The sequence below is a fragment of the Kitasatospora sp. SolWspMP-SS2h genome (assembly GCF_003259315.1).
GTDB classification, from domain to species: Bacteria; Actinomycetota; Actinomycetes; order Streptomycetales; family Streptomycetaceae; genus Kitasatospora; species Kitasatospora fiedleri.
In genome coordinates this window covers 197,546-216,679 of record NZ_QLLT01000008.1, presented here as the reverse complement: position 1 = coordinate 216,679, position 19,134 = coordinate 197,546, and the positions used below count along the sequence as shown (strand labels likewise).

Annotated in this window: 14 protein-coding genes and 1 other RNA gene; 8 read left to right on the top strand and 7 right to left on the bottom strand. The window is 75.9% G+C overall.

Annotated elements, in window-relative coordinates:
• The first annotated feature begins 228 nt into the window (after positions 1–228).
• From K353_RS12245 to K353_RS12225, 5 genes are all read left to right on the top strand, one after another.
• A complete protein-coding gene (locus K353_RS12245; protein WP_111553605.1) occupies positions 229–1,530 on the top strand; it encodes a sensor histidine kinase in 1,302 nt (433 codons plus the stop codon).
• Positions 1,531–1,765: 235 nt separating this feature from the next.
• Entirely contained in the window at positions 1,766–2,395 is a 630-nt protein-coding gene (locus K353_RS12240) for a response regulator transcription factor (protein ID WP_111553604.1), read from the top strand.
• Positions 2,396–2,666: 271 nt separating this feature from the next.
• Complete coding sequence (locus K353_RS12235) at positions 2,667–3,578, top strand: carbohydrate ABC transporter permease (RefSeq protein ID WP_111553603.1); 912 nt, start codon at positions 2,667–2,669, stop codon at positions 3,576–3,578.
• Positions 3,575–4,477, top strand: coding sequence for a carbohydrate ABC transporter permease (locus tag K353_RS12230; protein WP_111553602.1), 903 nt, complete (start codon positions 3,575–3,577; stop codon positions 4,475–4,477). The genes K353_RS12235 and K353_RS12230 overlap by 4 nt, the downstream gene beginning before the upstream one ends.
• Positions 4,478–4,585: 108 nt before the next feature.
• A complete protein-coding gene (locus K353_RS12225; protein ID WP_111553601.1) occupies positions 4,586–5,974 on the top strand; it encodes an ABC transporter substrate-binding protein in 1,389 nt (462 codons plus the stop codon).
• A gap of 68 nt (positions 5,975–6,042) precedes the next feature.
• Here the strand turns inward: K353_RS12225 and rnpB are convergent.
• The 3 genes from rnpB to K353_RS12210 all read right to left on the bottom strand — a co-directional run bounded on the left by rnpB (position 6,043) and on the right by K353_RS12210 (position 9,599).
• Positions 6,043–6,443: RNase P RNA component class A (gene rnpB, locus K353_RS12220), an RNA gene on the bottom strand.
• Between the two features lie 99 nt (positions 6,444–6,542).
• Positions 6,543–8,006, bottom strand: a complete 1,464-nt coding sequence (locus K353_RS12215) for an MFS transporter (protein ID WP_233533524.1) — start codon at positions 8,004–8,006, stop codon at positions 6,543–6,545.
• A gap of 138 nt (positions 8,007–8,144) precedes the next feature.
• Positions 8,145–9,599, bottom strand: a complete 1,455-nt coding sequence (locus tag K353_RS12210; protein ID WP_111553599.1) for an RNB domain-containing ribonuclease — start codon at positions 9,597–9,599, stop codon at positions 8,145–8,147.
• Positions 9,600–9,767: 168 nt separating this feature from the next.
• Between K353_RS12210 and yaaA the strand changes: the two genes are divergently transcribed.
• Positions 9,768–10,565, top strand: coding sequence for a peroxide stress protein YaaA (yaaA, locus tag K353_RS12205; protein ID WP_111553598.1), 798 nt, complete (start codon positions 9,768–9,770; stop codon positions 10,563–10,565).
• Positions 10,566–10,686: 121 nt separating this feature from the next.
• Here yaaA and K353_RS12200 read toward each other — a convergent pair whose 3' ends face one another.
• Genes K353_RS12200 through K353_RS12190 form a run of 3 tightly spaced genes read right to left on the bottom strand, consistent with a single transcriptional unit; the run spans position 10,687 to position 13,559 of the window.
• Positions 10,687–11,937, bottom strand: coding sequence for a bifunctional RNase H/acid phosphatase (locus tag K353_RS12200; protein ID WP_111553597.1), 1,251 nt, complete (start codon positions 11,935–11,937; stop codon positions 10,687–10,689).
• A gap of 4 nt (positions 11,938–11,941) precedes the next feature.
• Positions 11,942–12,685 carry a zinc ribbon domain-containing protein gene (locus K353_RS12195; protein WP_111553596.1) on the bottom strand — a complete coding sequence of 248 codons (744 nt, stop codon included), beginning with the start codon at positions 12,683–12,685 and terminating at the stop codon, positions 11,942–11,944.
• A gap of 37 nt (positions 12,686–12,722) precedes the next feature.
• The gene (locus K353_RS12190) at positions 12,723–13,559 is read right to left on the bottom strand and encodes a Nif3-like dinuclear metal center hexameric protein (RefSeq protein ID WP_111553595.1); all 837 of its coding nucleotides are present in this window, start codon (positions 13,557–13,559) and stop codon (positions 12,723–12,725) included.
• Between the two features lie 1,918 nt (positions 13,560–15,477).
• Here K353_RS12190 and K353_RS12185 point away from each other — a divergent pair.
• Positions 15,478–17,502: an alpha/beta fold hydrolase gene (locus K353_RS12185; RefSeq protein WP_111553594.1), complete on the top strand. Its 2,025-nt coding sequence runs from the start codon at positions 15,478–15,480 to the stop codon at positions 17,500–17,502.
• A gap of 272 nt (positions 17,503–17,774) precedes the next feature.
• Entirely contained in the window at positions 17,775–17,927 is a 153-nt protein-coding gene (locus K353_RS34830) for a hypothetical protein (protein WP_199528074.1), read from the top strand.
• Between the two features lie 117 nt (positions 17,928–18,044).
• On the opposite strand, the gene K353_RS12180 is transcribed toward K353_RS34830, so the two are convergent.
• A complete protein-coding gene (locus tag K353_RS12180; protein WP_111553593.1) occupies positions 18,045–19,124 on the bottom strand; it encodes an alcohol dehydrogenase catalytic domain-containing protein in 1,080 nt (359 codons plus the stop codon).
• Between the last annotated feature and the right edge of the window lie 10 nt (positions 19,125–19,134).

Below are 19,134 nucleotides of genomic sequence, written 5' to 3'. Positions count from 1 at the left end.
TCTGCGGCGCATGATGGACGACATCCGTGTCAACCGATCGGTGGATGTGCGGGCGGCCGTCCCGGTCCACCATCGCTATGACGGGCGTGACGCAGCGTGATGCTCCGCGAGCGGAGGTGACGCGCCGTGCTCCCGTCGGGAAGCCCGGGGCGTGCCGACGGCACGTCGGCACGCCGGCAGCACGCGTGCGGCACGCCGCCGGGAGCGACGAGGACGAAGGAGGCAGCCATGATGCGTCAACCCCTGTCCCGGGCCGTCGACCCGGACGCGGGCTGGCTCACGGTCGTCATGCGGCTGGCCTTCCTGCTGCTGCTCGGCACCTCGCTGGCGAGGTACCTGGCGCACCACCTGTACAGCCCGCTGACGCCGTGGGTGGTGGGGCTGAGCCTGGCGCTGGCCGTGGGCCACCTGTCCGGGCTGTCCGAGCGGCGGCAGCCCTGGCTGGCGGCGGTGCTGGCCAGCTGGGCGGTGCTGGTGCTGATGGCGCCGAGCTTCGCCTGGTGCGCCGTCCCGCTGGTGTACACGGTGCTCCGGGCGCTGCCGCCGCGGGCCGCGATCCCGCTGGTGACGGCGCTGACGGTGCTGGTGGTGGTCTCCGAGCTGCGGCTGCCCGGCGGCTTCGACCCGACGATGCTGCTGCTGCCCCCGGCCGTCGCCGCGCTGGCCACCGCGGTCTTCCTGTACATGCAGCGGCAGGGCGCCCGGCAGCGGAAACTGATCATCGACCTGATCCGCACCCGGCGGGAGCTGGCCGCGGTGGAGCGCCGGCAGGGCGCGCTGGCCGAGCGGGAGCGGCTGTCCGTCGAGATCCACGACACCCTCGCCCAGGGCCTGTCCAGCCAGCGGATGCTGCTCCAGGCCGCGGAGCGGACGTGGGAGCAGGATCCGGCGGCGGCCCGCGGCCACGTCCGGACGGCCGCCGCGATCGCCGCGCGGAACCTCGCGGAGGCCCGCCGCTTCGTCCACGACCTGGCCCCGGCCGACCTCGCGGAGCAGGGCACCCTGGAGGGCGCGCTGGCCGCGCTGGCCGACCGGGAGGCCGCCGAGAGCGGCCTGGCCGTCCGCTTCCACCTGGACGGGGCCCCCGCGCCGATGCCGACCGCCGCGCAGTCCGCGCTGCTGCGGATCGCCCAGGGCGCACTGGCCAACACCAGGGAGCACGCCCGGGCCGAGCACGCCTCGATCACGCTCTCCTACCTGGGCGACCAGGCGGTGCTGGACGTCGCGGACGACGGCTGCGGCTTCACCCCGGGCCGGTCCGGGCGGGGCGAACGGCCCGGGCGGGCCGAGCCCGGCGAGCCCGGCACGCCCGGCGAACGCGGCGCGTCCGACGACCACGGCGCACTCGGCGGACGCGGCGGACGCGGCGGACGCGGCGGACGCGGCGAGCGGCCGGTCGACGGGAGCCGGGGGCACGGGCTTCCGGCGATGCGGGCCCGGCTGCGCCAGCTCGGCGGCACGCTCACCGTCGAGTCCGCCCCGGGCGAGGGCACGGTGGTCTCCGCGGCCATCCCACTGGAGGGCCGCTGATGGAGAGCCACTGAGCAGCGATCCGGCGACGGCGCTCGGCCGCGCCCGCGAAGGCAGTCCGGCGGCGGCCCGGCGTCAACCGGGCAGCGGCCCGGCAGCGAGTCGGCAACCCTCCCGGCGGCCACCCCGGCCGATAGCGTCGGTCGCCGTAACGACCCGCCGAGGGCGGCCCCACGACCCCAGAGCCTCAGGGCCCCACGGCGAGGACAACGGACAACACGGAAGGAGCGGGTTCATGAACGACACCGTCCGGCTGGTCATCTGCGACGACCACGCCATGGTCCGGGCCGGGCTGCTGGCCCTGCTGTCCAGCGACCCGGCGATCGAGGTGGTCGGCGAGGCCAGCACCGGCGAGGAGGCGGTCTCACTGGCCGCCGCCCTCCGGCCGGACGTGGTCCTGATGGACCTCCAGCTGGGCGGCGGGATCGACGGCGTGGAGGCCACTCGGCGGGTGCTCGCCGGGCCCGGGGAGAGCCACGTCCTGGTGCTGACCACCTTCGACACCGACACCGACATCAGCCGGGCGATCAGCGCGGGCGCCACCGGCTACCTGCTGAAGGCCGAGAAGCCGGAGGAGCTGTTCGCCGCGATCCGCGCCGCGGCGGCGGGCCGGCCCGCGCTCTCCCCGCCGATCGCCTCCCGGGTGATGGCCCAGATGCGCTCCCCGCTCCCCCAGCTCACCGACCGCGAGCAGGACATCCTGGACCAGCTCGGCCAGGGCCTGGGCAACAGGGAGATCGCCCGGGCGCTGTTCATCAGCGAGGCGACGGTCAAGACCCACCTCGGCCGGATCTACGCCAAGCTCGGCGCGGACACCCGTTCCGGCGCGGTGGCCATCGCCAAGGAGCGCCGCCTGCTGCGCTGAACTCCCGCCATCCGCCAGCTCCTTGACAACCGAACAGGTCGGCAAGGCAGCAGCTGCTCCCCAACGGCCGCCCCGGTCAAGGAATCTGACGATCCGGTGACGGCCGGGAGGTGCAGAAGTGTCGGGAGAGGGGTAACCACACGGGGCCCGCCGGTGTGACGCGAACGCGTAAGGAACGCGCCACACCCCGCTCACCCTCCCCTCGCCGGCCGGTCGTTCGGGCGCGACACGGTGTGGCCGGAACCGACGTCACGAAAGGCGGACGCGCCCCATGCCGACCGCACCACCCCCGCAGGCGCCGCCGCGCCGCCTCGGGGAGCACGGCCTCGCCTGGGTGTTCCTGCTCCCCTCGGTCGCCGTCTTCGCCCTGTTCATCGGCTATCCGCTCGGGCGCACCTTCTACCTCAGCGCGCACGCCAACGACCTGTTCGGCGCGCCCTCGCGCTACGTCGGCCTGCGGCACTACACCGACCTGCTGGCCTCGGCCGAGTTCCGCGACACCCTGCTCACCACCGCCCTGTTCGTGCTGCTGACGGTGGTGCCCGGGGTGCTCGGGGCGCTGCTGCTGGTGCTGCTGCTGGAGAGCCGGATCCGCGGGGTGCGGCTGCTGCGCTCGGCCTTCGCGCTGCCGTTCGCCTTCTCGGTGGCCAGCGCCTCGGTGGTCTTCTCGGTCTTCTACAACCCGGCCAGCGGGGTGCTCAACGGGCTGCTGTCGCAGTTCCACCTGGGCCCGGTCGGCTGGCTGACCGACTCCCGGTACGCGCTGCTCTCGGTCGCCGCGTCCACGGTCTGGATGAACCTGGGCTACAACGTGCTGGTGCTCTCGGCGGGCATCGGCTCGATCCCCGCCGAGATCACCGAGGCCGCCCGGCTGGACGGCGCCGCCGGGCTGCGGCTGGCCCGTTCGGTGACGGTGCCGCTGCTCGGGCCCAGCCTGTTCTTCCTGGTCGTGGTCTCCACGGTGAACGCGCTGCAGAGCTTCGGCCAGATCCACATCCTCACCCGGGGCGGCCCGGACGGCTCGACCCGCACGCTGGTCTACTCCGTCTACCAGAAGGCGTTCGCCTACGGCTCCAGCGACTTCGGCACCGCCAGCGCCCAGGCCGTGGTGCTGTTGCTGGTCGTACTGGCCTGCACCGCCGTCCAGTTCGGCGTCCTGGAACGGAAGGTGCACTACGCATGACCACCGCCCGCACCGAGACCGGGGCGCCCGCCGGGGCCGCCCCCGCCCGTCCCGCCCGTTCCGCCCGGCGCCGCGCGCACCCGCGCGGGGTGGCGGCCAGGGCCGCGGTTCACCTGGTGCTGCTGGCCGCCGCGCTGACGGTGCTGTTCCCGGTCTACTACGTGTTCGCCGGGGCGCTGATGCGCCCGGACGAGATCGCCGGGTACCCGCCCGCGCTGGTGCCGCACGCGGTCACCGGGCGGAACTTCTCCGGCGCGGTGCACGCGGTGCCGCTGGTCCGCCAGTACGCCAACTCGGTGCTGGTGGCGGGCGTGATCACCGCGGCGCAGCTGTTCACCTCGGTCCTGGCCGCGTACGCCTTCGTGTTCCTGCCGCTGCGCGGCCGCGCGGTGGTGTTCGGGCTGTTCCTGGCCACCCTGATGGTCCCGTGGGAGGCCGTGGTCATCCCCAACTACCTGACGCTGTCCGGCTGGGGCCTGGGCAACACCTACTTCGGGCTGGTGCTGCCGTTCCTGGCCTCCGGCTTCGGGACGTTCCTGCTGCGGCAGTCGTTCCGGCAGTTCCCGGCCGAGCTGCGAGACGCCGCCCGGATCGACGGGGCGGGCCACTGGCGGTTCCTGTGGCGCATCCTGGTGCCGCTGAACCGGCCGGTGCTGGCGGCGCTCGCCGTCTACGTCTTCCTGTCCGCCTGGAACCAGTACTTCTGGCCGCTGATCATCACCCGCACCGCCGAGATGCAGACCCTGCAGATCGGCCTGTCCACGCTGCGCGACTCGGAGATGGCCGATCCGGGCCTGATCCTGGCCGGCGTGGTGCTGTCGCTGCTGCCCACGCTGGCGCTGGTGGTGTTCGGCCAGCGCTTCATCGTCCGCGGCCTGACCGCCGGAGCCGTCCGCTGACGCCCCGCCGGCCACCGCACCCTCACCCGCACCCGGGCTCACCCCCGTACCCGTACCCGCATCCGCTCGACTCTCCCGGCACCCACCCTCGTAGAAGAGAGAAGCCCCGTGAAGAAGAGTGCCCGCGCGCTCGCCGCCCTGCTGGTGTCCGGCCTGGCCCTGACGGGCTGTAGCTCCGGCGGTTCCGGGGGCGGCGCCTCCGGTGACGCCGCCGCGCCCGCCGCCTCCGCGCTCGACCAGGCGTCCGGGGTGACCACCGTCGAGTTCTGGCACTCGATGACGGGCAAGAACGCCGAGACGCTGACCTCGCTGGTGTCCGCGTTCAACTCCGCGCACCAGGGGAAGATCGAGGTGAAGCCGGTCTTCCAGGGCAGCTACGACGACCTGATCGCCAAGTACAAGGCGTCGGTGCAGCAGAAGGCCACCCCGGCGCTGGTGCAGGTCTACGACATCGGCACCCGCTTCATGATCGACTCCAGGCAGACCGTCCCGGCCCAGGCGTTCGCCGACCGGGACGGCTACCCGCTGGACGACCTCCAGCCCAACATCCGCAACTACTACTCGGTGGACGGCAAGCTCGCCTCGATGCCGTTCAACTCCTCGGTGCCGCTGCTGTACCTGAACGACGACGCCTTCAGGGAGGCCGGCCTCGACCCGGCGAAGCCGCCCGCCACCCTGGCCGAACTGGGCGACCTCGCCAAGCGGCTGACCAAGAAGGACGGCAGCGGGCAGACCGTCCGGTACGGCTTCGGCGCGGCGGTCTACGGCTGGTTCGTCGAGGAGCTGCTGGCCGAGTCCGGCTCGCTGTACTGCGACAACGGCAACGGCCGCACCGGGAAGGCGGCCAAGGCCGGCTTCGACACCGCCAAGGGCGCCGAGGTCGTCCAGTGGTGGGCCGACCTGATCAAGGGCGGCTACGCGGCCAACACCGGCCGGCAGACCACCGACGCGCAGGCCGCGTTCAAGGCCGGCACGGTGGCCATGCACCTGGAGTCCACCGGCGTGCTGCGCGGCTACACCGAGGCCGCCAAGTTCACCGTCGGCACCGCGCCGTTCCCGAAGACCGCCACCGGCGACCAGGGCGGCCCGGTCATCGGCGGCGCCTCGCTCTGGGTCTCCGGCCCGGGCCACTCGGACGCGCAGCAGCGGGCGTCCTGGGAGTTCGAGAAGTTCCTCGCCTCCCCCGAGCAGCAGGCCGCCTGGCACGTCGGCACCGGCTACTTCCCGGTCAACACCAAGGCGCTGGACGTCGCCGCCGACAAGCAGTGGGTGGCCCAGTACCCGCAGTTCCAGACCGCCATCGACCAGCTCGCCGCCACCAAGCCGACCCCGGCCACCGCGGGCTGCCTGCTCGGCGTGATGCCGCAGGCCCGCAAGGGCGTGGAGACCGCGATCGAGCAGACCGTCTCCGGCTCCAAGACCGCCCAGCAGGCACTGGCCGACGCCGCCAAGGAGCTCCAGCCCGCCATCGACGGCTACAACTCCTCGGTCGGCTGACCCCCGGGCCGGGGACGCCGGAGGGCCCGGCCGCGGGTGCGCGGCCGGGCCCTGGAGGCGGAGGGCGGCGGACGAGTCGGCCTGTACGCCGGGTTCTGTCTCCCAGGTCGCTCGCGCGGCCGGGGGAGGCGGCCATCCATCTAGGGCTGCCGTTGCCGACAGCCTCGTGCGGTCTACCCGCGAGCTCGGGCGAGCAGCCCTCGAACACTCGCGCACGGTGCCCGGGGGCACCGATCTTGACCTTGCTCCGAGTGGGGTTTACCGAGCCGGCCGAGTCACCTCGGTCGCTGGTGGTCTCTTACACCACCGTTTCACCCTTACCCGCCGCCGGAGCGGTGGGCGGTCTGCTTTCTGTGGCACTGTCCCGCGGGTCACCCCGGGTGGGCGTTACCCACCACCCTGCTCTGTGGAGCCCGGACGTTCCTCGGCGGGCCCCGAAGGGACCCGACGCGACCGCCCGGCCGGCTCGTCCGCCGTACTGGCCATCGTAGCCGCTCCGCGGCGTGCCCCCGCACGGTGCCCCCGCACGCCGTCCGGCCCCGTCCACCGCGCCCGGGCCGGGTGCCGGTCAGCGGGTGCGCTCGGCGGCGTCCTCCCGGACGGGGGCCGTCGGCCGGTCGAAGCGGGCGGCGACCCGAGCCGCGGTGCCGGCCGCCCAGGGGGTGGTGGTGACCAGGCCGAGGACCAGCACGGTCAGGCCCAGGCCGGTCACGATCCACCAGCCGGCGTGGGTGGCGGGGGCGAAGCCGCCGGCTGAGGCGACCGCGCTGGTCACCACGGTGCCGATCACCGCGACGCCCAGCGACTGGCCGATCTGCCGGCTGGTGGAGGCCACCGCGGCGGCCACCCCGGACTGGGAGAGCGGCATGCCGGAGACCGCCGAGTTGGTGATCGGGGCGTTCACCAGGCCGAAGCCGATGCCGAACAGCGCGTACGCGGGCAGCAGCAGGAGCGCCGGGGAGTCGGCGGCCAGCCGGGTCAGCAGCAGTCCGCTGGCGGTGATCGCGGCGCCGGCGCCGAGCAGCGGCAGGCGCGGGCCGCGCCCGGCCACGATCCGGCCGGAGAGCGGGGCGGCGAACAGGGTGAGCCCGGCCATCGGCAGGGTCCACAGGCCGGCCACCACCGGGCTGTAGTGGCGGACCTCCTGGAGGTACAGGGTGTTGAGGAACAGGAAGCCGCCGAGCGCGGCGAACGCGCACACCGCGGTGACGGTGGCGCCGGTGAACGGGGCGCTGCGGAAGAACCGCGGGTCGATCAGCGGTTCGGCCACCCGGAGCTCCCAGAGCGGGAAGGCGACCAGCGCGGCGACGGCGGTCACCGCCAGGGCCAGGATGCCGGGCGAGGTCCAGCCGTGCGCCGGGCCCTCGATGATCGCGGCGGTGCCGCAGCCGAGCAGCAGCAGCATCAGCAGCTGGCCGACCGGGTCCAGCCGGCGGGGCCGGGGCGCCCGGGACTCCGGCACGTAGCGGAAGGTCAGCAGGCAGGCCGCCAGCCCGACCGGGACGTTGATCAGGAAGATCGACGGCCAGCCCGCGGTGTCCACCAGGAAGCCGCCGATCAGCGGGCCCAGCGCCATGCTGATGCCGACCACGCCGCCCCAGACGCCGATCGCCCGGGCCCGCTCCGCCCGGTCGGTGAAGGTGTTGGTGATGATCGACATCGCCACCGGGTTCATCATCGACCCGCCGACCGCCTGCACCGCCCGGAAGCCGACCAGCCAGCCGAGTCCGGGCGCCAGGCTGCACAGCAGCGAGCCGAGCACGAACAGCACCAGCCCGGTCATGAACACCCGCTTGCGGCCGATCCGGTCGGCCACCGAGCCGGAGAGCATCAGCAGCGAGGCCAGCACCAGCGTGTAGGCGTCGATCACCCACTGCAGGCCGGAGGCGGGGGCGTCCAGGTCGGTGCGGATGGCGGGCAGCGCGATGTTCACGACGGTGTTGTCCAGGCCGACGATGAACAGGCTGAGGCAGCAGATGGCCAGGATCAGCAGCCTGCGGCGGCGGTCCGGCGCGGTACTCGGTCGACTCACCGTCCGATCATCCCACCATTTCATGAGGTGAGGCCGACACCGCCCGGCGGCACCGCCCGGCTCCACGGACCGCGCCCTGAGCCACCCGGCCGCACCGCCCGGGCCCGGAGCCGCCCGGCTCCGCCGCCCGGCCCGGGGCTACCCGTCGGCCGCCAGCGCGAAGCGCACCGTGCGGGTGACCGGGTCGGCCAGGGTGAGCCGGACGGTGACCCGGTGGCCCAGCGGCAGCCCGTCGGCGGCGTCGCACTTGGCGACCACCGCCGGGTCGCGCAGCTGCACGGTGCCCACGGCGGGGTGCCGCTCGTCCACGTCGACCACCACCGCCTCGAACTCCTCGCCCTCCCGGCCGCGCAGCAGTTCGGCCTCCACCAGGTCCACGCAGGCCCGCTCCACCTCGTGGGCCCGCCGGTCGCCGCTCTCCATCAGCCCCGGCACCAGCGGCAGGGTGTCGCGCACCCAGCCGGGCACGTCGGTGCCGCCCGCCACCGCCAGGCAGACCTCCAGCGCGTACCGGTCGCCGAGCCGCCGCAGCGGCGCGGTGCAGTGGCTGTACGGGGCGGCCAGCGCGGCGTGGCCCGGGTCGGCGGGCGGGGCGGTGCCGCGGGCGGTGTCGAAGGCCCGGTAGCCGGCGCCGCGCAGCAGGCCGGTGCACTCGTTGAGGAAGGCGGCGTCGGCGGTGCGGGCCGGGTCGAGGGAGCGGATCAGCGCCGGGTAGGAGAGGTCCTCCGGCCAGTCGACGCCGAGCGCGGCGGCGGTGCGGCGCAGCCGGGCGTACGCGGGTTCGGGGGCGGCGGGCAGGGTGCGCAGCAGGCCGATCCCGGCGTCCAGCATCAGCTCGGCGGCGGCCATGCCGGTGAGCAGCGAGATCTGGGCGTTCCAGCCGTCGGCGGGGCGGGGGGCGCGGTAGCCGAGCCGGTAGCCGCCGTCGTCGGCCGTCACCTCCTGCTCGGGGATGGGCAGGCTGACGCCGCCGCGGTCCCGCTCCCGGGCCTCGCGCAGGGTGCCGACCTCGGCGAGCAGGGCGAGTTGCTCGTCGGCGGTTCCGGCGTCGATCCGGCCCTGGACGGTCGCGTAGTCGAGCCGGCGGCGGGAGCGGACCCGGGCCCGGCGCAGGTCGGCGAGGACCAACTCGCCGTCGGCGTCCAGGTCGAGCTGCCAGAGCAGGGCGGGGCGCAGTTCGCCGGGCAGCAGGCTGGCCGCGCCCTCGGAGAGCCGGGCGGGGTGCAGCGGCACGTTGCCGTCCGGGAAGTACAGCGTCTGGACCCGGTGCGCGGCCTCGGTGTCGATCGCCCCGCCGGGGGTGACGTACGCGCCGACGTCGGCGATCGCGTAGTGCACCCGGTAGCCGCTGCCCCGGCGGGAGAGCCGCATGGCCTGGTCGAGGTCGCGGGAGTCCGGCGGGTCGAGGGTGAACAGGTCGAGGTCGGTGGCGTCGAACTCCGGCAGCCGGGGCAGCGCGGCCGCCCGGTCGGCTTCGGCGAGCACCTCCGGGGGCCAGTCGGTGCGGATCTCCAGACGGGTCCTGAGGTCGGCGAGTTCGGTGTTGATCCTGGCGGTCTGGGCGGCCCGGACGTTGAGGTGTCGGCGCGGCATGCTCAGCAGCGTACGGCGTGACGGCGCAAAAGTCGTACCGGAAACAGGTTGTGGCGCACGGGGATTGGCGGCGGGGGCCTCGCGGGCGCGGCGGGATTCGGGGAGCGGGTGGGCTGGTCGTTAGGGTGGTCGGGTTCGGGTGCCACAGCTTGTTGAAAGAGGATCGCCGTGCTGGTTCTGCTGCCGCCGTCGGAGGGGAAGGCCGCGCCGGAGGCGGGTGCGCCGGTGGAGTGGGGCGGACTGTCGCTGCCGGGGCTGACCGGGGCCCGGCAGCGGGTGCTCGGCGCGCTGGTGGAGCTGTGCGCGGGGGACGGCGAGCGGGCCGCCGAGGTGCTGGGGCTGAGCAGGGGGCTGCGCGGGGAGGTCGGCAAGAACGCGGCTCTGCTCACGGCGGGGGCGCGTCCGGCGGGCGAGGTGTACACGGGGGTGCTGTTCGACAACCTGGGGCTGGCCAAGCTGGACGAGGCCGCGTACGCCCGGGCCGAGCGTTCGCTGCTGGTGTTCTCCGGGCTCTGGGGGGCGGTGCGGATCGGCGACCGGATCCCGCCCTACCGCTGCTCGATGGGCGTCAAGCTGCCGCCGCTGGGCGCGCTCGGCCCGTACTGGCGGGGCGTGCTGGACGGGGTGCTGCCGGAGGTCGCGGACGGGCTGGTGCTGGACCTGCGCAGTGCGGCGTACGCGGCGGCGTGGAAGCCCGCCGGGGAACTGGCGGGCCGGACGGTGACGGTGCGGGTGCTGCAGGAGCGCGAGGTGGACGGGGTGCCGAGGCGCTCGGTGGTGTCGCACTTCAACAAGGCCACCAAGGGCCGGCTGGTGCGCGACCTGCTCGCGGCCGGCCACGAACCGGCCGCGCCCGGCGAACTGGTGGACGCGCTGGAGCAGTCGGGCTACCGGGTGGAGGTCTCGGCGCGCGGCACCGGGCGCAGGCCGTGGCAGCTGGACGTGGTGGTGACGGACGTGCACTGACGTCCCGGCCCGGCGGCCGGGCACCGCCGGGCCGCGCAGGCGGTCGGCGCAGGCGGTCAGCGCAGGCGGTCCGCGCAGGCGGTCAGCGCAGGCGGTCAGCGCAGGCGGTCAGCGCAGGCGGTCAGCGCAGGTGTGAGGTGTCGTTGAGCAGCCGCAGCGAGGCGTTGCCGTCGCGGTAGTACTGGACGGCGCAGAGCGAGGCCGGGGACAGCTCCATCCGGTGCACGGCGTCCGGCGGGGCGCCCAGGGCCAGCCGGACCAGGGTCTTGATCGGGCTGACGTGCGAGACCACCAGCACGGTCTGCCCGGGGTACCGGGCGGTGATCCGGTCGCGGGCCCGGGCGACCCGGTCGGCCAGCGCGGTGAGCGATTCGGCGCTGCCGGTGGGCGCGGCCTCGGGCGAGCCCAGCCAGGTGGTGAGGTCGGCGGGGTGGCGTTCCCCCACCTCGGCGAAGGTGAGCCCCTCCCAGTCGCCGAAGTCGAGTTCGCGCAGGTCCTCCTCGATCCGCACCTCCAGGCCGAGCCGGCGGGCGGTGGCCTCGGCGGTCTGCCGGGTGCGCAGCATTGGGGAGGCCACCACGGCCTGCACGGTGCCGCGCGCGGCCAGCGAGTCGGCGGCGCGCTCGGCCTGCCAGCGGCCCTTCTCGGACAGGCCCGGGTCGCTGCCGGTGCTGCCGGAGAAGCGCTTGAGCGGGGTGAGCGGGGTCTCGCCGTGCCGCAGCAGCACCAGGGTGGTGGGGGTGCCGAGGTCGGCGGGCCCGGCCCAGCCGGCCCGGGGGGCGGACGCGGCGGCGGGCCCGGGGGCGGACGCGGGGGGCACCGGCTCGTCCACTCCGGCGGGCACGGGCGCGACGGCGGACGCGGGCACGTCGGGTGCGGGCACATCGGGTGCGGGTGCGGCGGGCGCGGGTGCGGCCACGGGCGCGGCGGCCCGGGGGGCGGGCTCCCACCGGCGGCCCTGCTTCCCGGCGTCCATCGCCTCGTTGGCGAGCCGGTCGGCGTCCTTGTTGCGCTCGCGCGGGATCCACTCGTACGTGACGTTCCCGGCCGGGAGGACGGCGCGGGCCTCGGCGGCCAGCGGACGCATGTCGGGGTGCTTGACCTGCCAGCGCCCGGACATCTGCTCGACGACCAGCTTGGAGTCCATCCGGACCGCGACCCGGGCGTCCGGGTCGAGGTCGCGGGCGGCCCGCAGCCCGGCGATCAGGCCCCGGTACTCGGCGACGTTGTTGGTGGCGCGGCCGATGTACTCGGCGACCTCGACCAGGACGCGCCCGGTGTCGGCGTCCCGGACCACCGCGCCGTAGCCGGCCGGCCCCGGGTTGCCCCGGGAGCCGCCGTCGGCCTCGACGACGTACCTGGCGCCCGCCACCGGGTCAGACGCCCGACTCGCCGGTGCGGACCAGGATGCGGCCGCAGTTCTCGCAGCGCAGCACCTTGTCGGCGGGCTCGGCCTTGATCGCGTTGAACTCGGTGATCGAGAACTCGGTGCGGCAGCCCTCGCAGCGGCGCTGGTAGAGGCGGGCCGCGCCGGTGCCGCCCTGCTGCTCGCGCAGGCGCAGGTAGAGCTTCATCAGGTCGGCGGGGACGACGTTGGCGACGGCCTCGCGGTCGCGGCGGACCTTGTCGGCCTCGGCGTCGATCTCGGCGAACTCGGCGTCCCGGCGGCCCTCGGCCTCGGCGACCACCACGGAGGAGTGCTCCAGGCGGGCGGTCAGCTCGGTGACCCGGGTCTGCGCGGACTCCAGGCGCTCCATCACCTCCAGGACGATGTCCTCCAGGTCGCCCTGGCGCTTGGCCAGCGAGACGTTCTCGTGCTGGAGGTTCTCCAGGTCCCGGGGGGAGGTGACCGCGCCGGAGTCCATCCGCTGCTGGTTGCGGGCGGCCCGGGAGCGGACCTGCTCGACGTCCGCCTCGGCCTTGGTCTGCTCGCGGGTGGTGTCGCCGAGCTGGGCCTGGGCGGCGACCACCAGGTCCTTGAGGGCGGTGTGGTCGGCGGCGGCCTTGTCGATCTCGGCGTGCTCGGGCAGGGTGCGGCGCCGGTGGGCCAGCTGGTCGAGGCGGGAGTCGATGGCCTGCAGGTCGAGCAGGCGGATCTGGTCGGCGGGCGCGGCGTTCACGCGGCGGGCTCCTGTTGAGTTGGTTCGACGGGGAAGGTCAGGGGGCGTACGGCATCGGCGCGTGCGCCGTCCACGGGTCGGTGACCCGAGTGGAGACGCGGGTCTCCAGCGGCCAGCCGCGCCGGTCGGCGCGGTCGGTGAGCTCGCGGGCGGCCAGCGCGAGCCAGGGCCACTCGGTGGCCCAGTGCGCGGCGTCGACCAGCGCGACCGGGGCCGCCTCGACGGCCTCGGAGGCCGGGTGGTGCCGCAGGTCGGCGGTGACGTACGCGTCCACGCCGGCCCGGCGGGCCTCGGCCAGGAAGGAGTCGCCGGCGCCGCCGCAGACCGCGACCCGGTGGACCAGCCGCTCCGGGTCGCCGGCGGCGCGGACGCCCGCGGCGGTGGCGGGCAGGCCGGCGGCGACCTGCGCGGCGAACGCGGCCAGCGTCATCGGCTGCGGGAGCTCGCCGATCCGGCCGCTGCCGCGGCGGCCCGCCGGGTCGGTCGGGTCGGCCACCAGCGGGCCGGTGACCTTCAGCCCGACGGCCTCGGCGAGGGCGTCGGAGACGCCGGGGGCGGCGTGGTCGGCGTTGGTGTGCGCGACGTGCAGGGCGACGTCGTGCTTGATCAGGGTGTGCACGGCCCGGCCCTTGGCACCGGTCGCGGCGACCGTGGTGGTGCCGCGCAGGTAGAGGGGGTGGTGGGTGACCAGCAGGTCGGCGCCCCACTCGACGGCCTCGTCCACCACGGCCTGCGCGGGGTCGACGGCGAACAGCACCCGGTGCACCTCCGCCCCGGGATCGCCGCAGACCAGGCCCACCGCGTCCCAGGACTCCGCCCACTGCGGCGGGTAGACCTCTTCGAGCACGGCGATGACGTCGGAGAGTTTCGGCACCTGTCGAGACTACCGCGTGCCGCGGCCCGGCCCGGCCCCGCTCCCGGATGCGGACCGGCCGCCGCCGTCGTACACCCGCGCGTCAACCGGTCGCCGGGGCGCTGCGACGGGCGGCCCGTCGCCCCCGAACCGTTCGCCGCCCGCCGCTCCCCGGGCGCACCGGACCGGCCGGGTGCGGGCGGAAACCGCACCCGATCACCCTTACGGGTGAAGTGACCCGGCCGGTGTTGAGTCACACCCGCCCCGAAAGTACCTTCTAGTCCTGCGAACGGGAGTTGCTCGACCAGGGGGGTCGAAAAAGGCGACCGGCCGGAATTCCACCAGGAATTCGGCGGGCGCCGCCGAGCCTCCCGTGACTTCCGCAGGCCGTTCGGTCGAGTCCACCGCGAAGGGGTGTGGAGCAGATGGGGGCGGACACACCGCCGCGCAGGACAGGGGGGCCGGGTCCGGTCGACGGCGAGCCGGATGTGGACGGCACGTCGGTGGAGGTGGCACGGGCGACCGCGACCGGCAGCAGGGCCCGGGGAGGCGGCGACCGGACGGTCGCGGCCGGGGGCCCCGGCTGGACGGTCCGGCCGCCCGGCCGCGAGCCCCGGGGTCGGGCCCGGAACTGTGGTCGGGGTCGGGGGTGGGACGTCGGCGCGGCCTCCCCGGGGGCGGTCGAGGTGCGCTGCGCGGTCGCCTCGGCCGCCCCCGACCGGGGAATTCCGCGTGACGTCAATGCGCACGACGGCGCGCGGAAATCGTCCGGGGAATTCGTCGCCGCCTGGATCGGCGACGGTGATGGCGACGGCGGGCAATTCCGGCGGACCGCTGCGGGAATCCGCCCGGCCACCGCCGGAATTCCCGGACCGGCGGTCTCCACCGCCCGCCGCCACCGGCCGGGCCGTCGGGTGGGGCGCCACTGCGGCGCACTGCTCGGCGACGGCGGCCCGGGCGAGCACCTGCCCGACCGCCGACCGCCCCGGGTGGCCGACCCCGTCGAGGGGGCGGGATCGACCACCGGCGGCAGCCCGGACCGCGCCCGCCCCCGGGCCCGGCACCCGGCGCGGCGGCTGCTTCGGAGGCGTACGCGGTGGGGGTGACGGCGGGCGGACACCTGCGCCCGGCGCGGCGGTGGCCCGCCGGAGGGCCACCGGGACCGGACGTCGAAGGCACACGTCGAGGTCGACCGAGCCGCGTCGACGGGCCGCGCCGACGGGCCGCGCCGCTCGACCGGCTCACCGGCAGCGGCCTCGTCTCCCGGGCTCACCCCCCGGCCTGCGGCCACCCGGCGTACCGGCCTCGGTCCAGGAACGGCCGTCCGTTCGGGCTCCGGCCGACCGGGGCCCGAACCGGCCGAGTGGACGCGGGCCGGGGCCGGGCCGTTCCCGCCCGCCCTGCTCGCCCCGCTGGAACGGGCCCACCGGCCCGGCGTCGCGCTGCGTGACCTCTCCCCCGGCCACGTCCGGGCCGTTCCGGACAGCAGCCCACCCTGACCGGCACCCGCCGCTGCTCCTTCCCGGAGGGCCGCAAGCCTCGCCCCGGGCGACCGACCCGGGCGACCGACCCCGTCGGCCGCTGCCGAAAGGCCACCGATGAGCACGCAGACCACGCACCTCGCGCTGCGACGCTTCGGCTTCGCCTTCACCCCCGACGGCTCGCACGCCGCAGCCGTCCACCCCCGCTCCCTCCCGGAAGGCCGAGAGTCCCGCCCGGGCCGACCGACCGCGCCGGACGGACCCTGGCCGAAAGGCTCCCGATGAGCACGCAGATCGCGCGTCTCGCGCTGCGACCGTCCGGCTTCGCCTTCACCCCCGGCGGCCCCGCACCGCAGCCCGCCCCTGACCGCCGTCCACCCCTACTACCCCCCTCCCGGAGGGCCGAGAGTTCCGCCCGGGCCCGCCGGCCACGGCGGACCCCTGCCGAAAGGCCACCGATGAGCACGCAGACCACGCACCTCGCGCTGCGACGCTTCGGCTTCGCCTTCGCCCCCGACGGCTCGCACGCCGCGTGCCTCGCGGCCGGGGCCGACGGCGGCTGGTACGTGGAGAGTTGGCGGCTGCCTGACGACGGGCCCGCCGTGCCGACCGGACTGCCGTTCGCCCAGGGTCTGCGTGCGCAGGTGGTGGCGCTGTCGGACGGCCGGGTGGTGGTGTGTCAGCCTGCCGGGGAGGGGCACGTGGTGGTGCTGCTGGCGGCCGGGGAGGCGGCGGAAGTGCCGCTGGCGGACGTCCGGGTGCCGGCGCTGCGGATGCTCGCGTTGCCGGGGGCGGCGGCGTCCGGGGCGGGGCCGGTCGCGGTGCTGGTGGGGACGGACGCCCGGCCCGTGACCTCGGTGTGGCTGCTGGCCGCGGACGGGTCCGCGCCGCGGGCGGTCGCGGAGTTGCCGGGGGTGCACGGCGGCGGGGTGTGGCTGGACGCGGCGGGGCGGCTGCTGGCCCTGGACCGGCTGGCCGGGGGCCGGTTGCGGACCGTGGTGCTGGATCTCGAACGGGGCGTCACCACCCCGCTGTTGGAGCTGGGTGAGGACAGCAACGACCGGCTGGTGCTGTTCGACCCGGCGACGGGTTTCGGGATGCTGCGCAGCGACGCCCCGGGCCGGGACCGGCTCGGCTGGGGGCTGGTCGGCGGCGCGGAGCCGGTGCGCTTCCCGGACTGCCTGGACCGTCCGGACCGGCTGCTGCGGCCGGTGGCCACGGCACCGGGGCGGCCGGGGCAGCCGGACCCGGAGCCGCAGGTGGTGCTCCAGGTGGACCACGGCGCGGCGTCCGCGCTGGTGCTGTGGCGGGCGGGCGAGAAGCGGCTGCGTCCGCTGCCGGTGCCGCCGGGGCGGCTGGGCGGGGTCGGGCACTGGTCGGCGGCGGGCCTGCGGATGCCGTACTCGGCGCCGGACCGCCCGGCGGCGCTGGCCACCCTGGACGTGGCGGCGCTGCTGGCCGCCGAGCCGCGCGCGGGGAGCGCCCCGATGGCGCTGCCGCTGACGCTGGCCCCGCTCAACGGCGGTGCGCCGCAGGCGAGTCCGGGCCCGACGACAGCGCACGTGCCCGCGCTCGTGCCGACGGCGCCCGTGCCCGTACCGACGGCGCCCGTGCCCGTGCCCACGGCGCCCGTGCCGACGGCGGCAGGGGCGGGCTGGCGGCTGGACGGGTCGGCCCCGCCCGGGGACGGCGGCCGGTGGCGGTCGGCGCAGTGCCTGGAGCTGACGGGCCCGGCCGGTCCGATCGAGGCGGTGGTGTACGGCGGCGAGTCCTGGCTGTCCGCGCCCCACCTGGTGCTGGCCCTGCACGGCGGCCCGGCGGACGCCTGGCGGCTGGAGTTCGACCCGGCGCTGCAACGGATGGCGGCGGACGGCCTGGCGGTGCTGGCCCCGAACCAGCGCGGCTCGACGGGGTACGGCCCGCAGTACGCGGCGGCGGTCCACGGCGCGTGGGGCGGACCGGACCTGGAGGACGTGCTGGCCCTGCTGGAGCGCGTCGCCGGGCAGCGGGCGGCGCTGGGCCTGGAGCCGCCGGCCCTGTTCGGGGTGAGCTACGGCGCGTTCCTGGCGCTGCTGGCGGCGGCGCACGCCCCGGCGGGGTCGGTGGCCCGCTGCGCGGTGGTGGCCCCGTTCCTCTCCGGCCGCCACCTGCTGGCCGAGGCCGGCCCGCCCGTCCGGGCGCTGACCGTCCGGCTCGGCGGCGATCTCGACGTCGAGGACGCCCGGGGCCCGCGCGACGTCCTGCGGGTGGCCCACCTGCTGCCCGCGCCGCTGCTGGTGGTGCACGGCGACCGGGACGAGGTGGTGCCGGTCGGGCAGTCCCGGCTGCTGCGCCGCGAACTGCTGCGGCTGGGGCGGCTGGAGGGCGCCGACTTCCGCTACGTGGAGGCGGCCGGGGCCGGGCACGAGCTGCTCGCCGAGGAGGGCTCGGCCGTCCTGCACGAGCTGCTGGCGGTCTTCCTGCGCACCGGCCGCCCGGCCTGACGCCGCCCCCGCCACCCTCGTCCTCCCCGTCCCCGTCCCCCGTCCGCTTCCCTCGTATCCCGCTCTCGTCGCCCTCCGTCCCGGGTGCTTCGATTTCGCGGTCCGTCGGAGGTTCTCCGCACGGCGGCGGGGTGTTTCGGTAGGCTCCCTATCCGATTCGGCCGTTGCCGTGGCCCCGGACGGGCCCGAGGGCGGCCGGTTGTCCGCTGCCCGGATTCCTCGGCAGCGTCGAGCCCGCAGACCGCGATCCCCGCACGGAGAAGACTGACCTGATGTCCGAGTCCTTCGACGACAGCACCGAGCACGACCACCGCGCACCGAGCGCCGACCAGACCGCCGACGGCGGGGAGCACGGCCGGCACCGGGGCGGCACCGCCGGCGACGACGCCCCGGAGGCGGCCCCGCACGGCCGCCACCGCCGCTGACGGTCGGCCGCAGGAGAGACCACACCGCACCGTCGACGCCCCCGCTCCCCGTCACCGTCCTGACGGGAAGCGGGGGCGTCGGCCGTTCGACGGCCGGACGGACGGGCGCGCGGGCGGTCAGTCCGTCAGCAGGACGGTGCGCAGGGCCTCGCCGGCCCGCATCTGGGCGATCGCCTCGTTGACCCGGGCCAGCGGGAGGCGGTGGGTGATCATGCCGGCCAGGTCGAGCCGTCCGGCCCGCCAGAGGGTGACGGCCAGGTCGACGGTGCGGCGGACGTCGCCGCCGCCGTACAGCGAGGGCAGCAGGCGCTTCTCGTTGAAGAAGAGCTCGCCCATGCTGAACGAGACCCTGTCGTCCTGGGCGCCGGCGCCGATCACCACGACCGCGCCGCCGCGGCGGGCCGCGTCGTACCCGGCCCGGACGGTGGCGGCGCGGCCGACCGCCTCGAAGACGTGGTCGTAGCCGCCGGCGGGCAGCGCGCGGGCGGCGGCCTTGAGCTGCTCGGGGGCGAGTGCCTCGGTGGCGCCGAAGCCCAGGGCCCGTTCGCGGCGGGAGGCGACCGGGTCGACCACGGTGATCCGGGCGGCCCCGCTGATCCGGGCGGCCTGGACGGCGGCGATGCCGACACCGCCCGCGCCGATCACCGCGACCGTCGAACCGGCCTCCACCCGCGCGGTGTTGACGACCGCGCCGAGGCCGGTGGTGACGCCGCAGCCGATCAGGGCGGCGAGTTCGTACGGCAGGTCGGCGGGGACGGGGATCAGGCTGTCGGCGGCGACGACCAGTTCCTCGGCGAAGGCGCCGGTGCTGTAGAAGCCGTACGCGCCGGTGCCGCCGCCGATCCGGAAGCCCGGGGTGGAGAGCCGCCGGAGCGAGGCGACGCACAGGTGGCTGCGGCCGCCCCGGCAGGCGGGGCACCGTCCGCACGGGGGCATCCAGCAGAGCACCACCCGGTCGCCGGGGGCGAGGCCGCTGACGCCCTCGCCGACCTCGACCACCTCCCCGGCGCCCTCGTGGCCGGGCACGAACGGGGCGGGCTGCGGCAGGACGCCGGCCATCGCGGACAGGTCGGAGTGGCAGAGGCTGGCGGCCCGGATCCGGACCCGGACCCGGCCGGGGCCGAAGCCGACCGCTTCGACGTCGTCGCGGACATCCAGGGTGTCCTGTCCGGTCTGCTGCAGGATCGCTGCGCGCACGGGCTGCTCC

Bases quoted from the DNA above. Each gene is read 5' to 3' on its own strand.
- K353_RS12245 (WP_111553605.1), top strand. From the start codon at position 229: ATGATGCGTCAACCCCTGTCCCGGGCCGTCGACCCGGACGCGGGCTGG.
- K353_RS12240 (WP_111553604.1), top strand. From the start codon at position 1,766: ATGAACGACACCGTCCGGCTGGTCATCTGCGACGACCACGCCATGGTC.
- K353_RS12235 (WP_111553603.1), top strand. From the start codon at position 2,667: ATGCCGACCGCACCACCCCCGCAGGCGCCGCCGCGCCGCCTCGGGGAG.
- K353_RS12230 (WP_111553602.1), top strand. From the start codon at position 3,575: ATGACCACCGCCCGCACCGAGACCGGGGCGCCCGCCGGGGCCGCCCCC.
- K353_RS12210 (WP_111553599.1), bottom strand. From the start codon at position 9,599: ATGCCGCGCCGACACCTCAACGTCCGGGCCGCCCAGACCGCCAGGATC.
- K353_RS12185 (WP_111553594.1), top strand. From the start codon at position 15,478: ATGAGCACGCAGACCACGCACCTCGCGCTGCGACGCTTCGGCTTCGCC.
- K353_RS34830 (WP_199528074.1), top strand. From the start codon at position 17,775: ATGTCCGAGTCCTTCGACGACAGCACCGAGCACGACCACCGCGCACCG.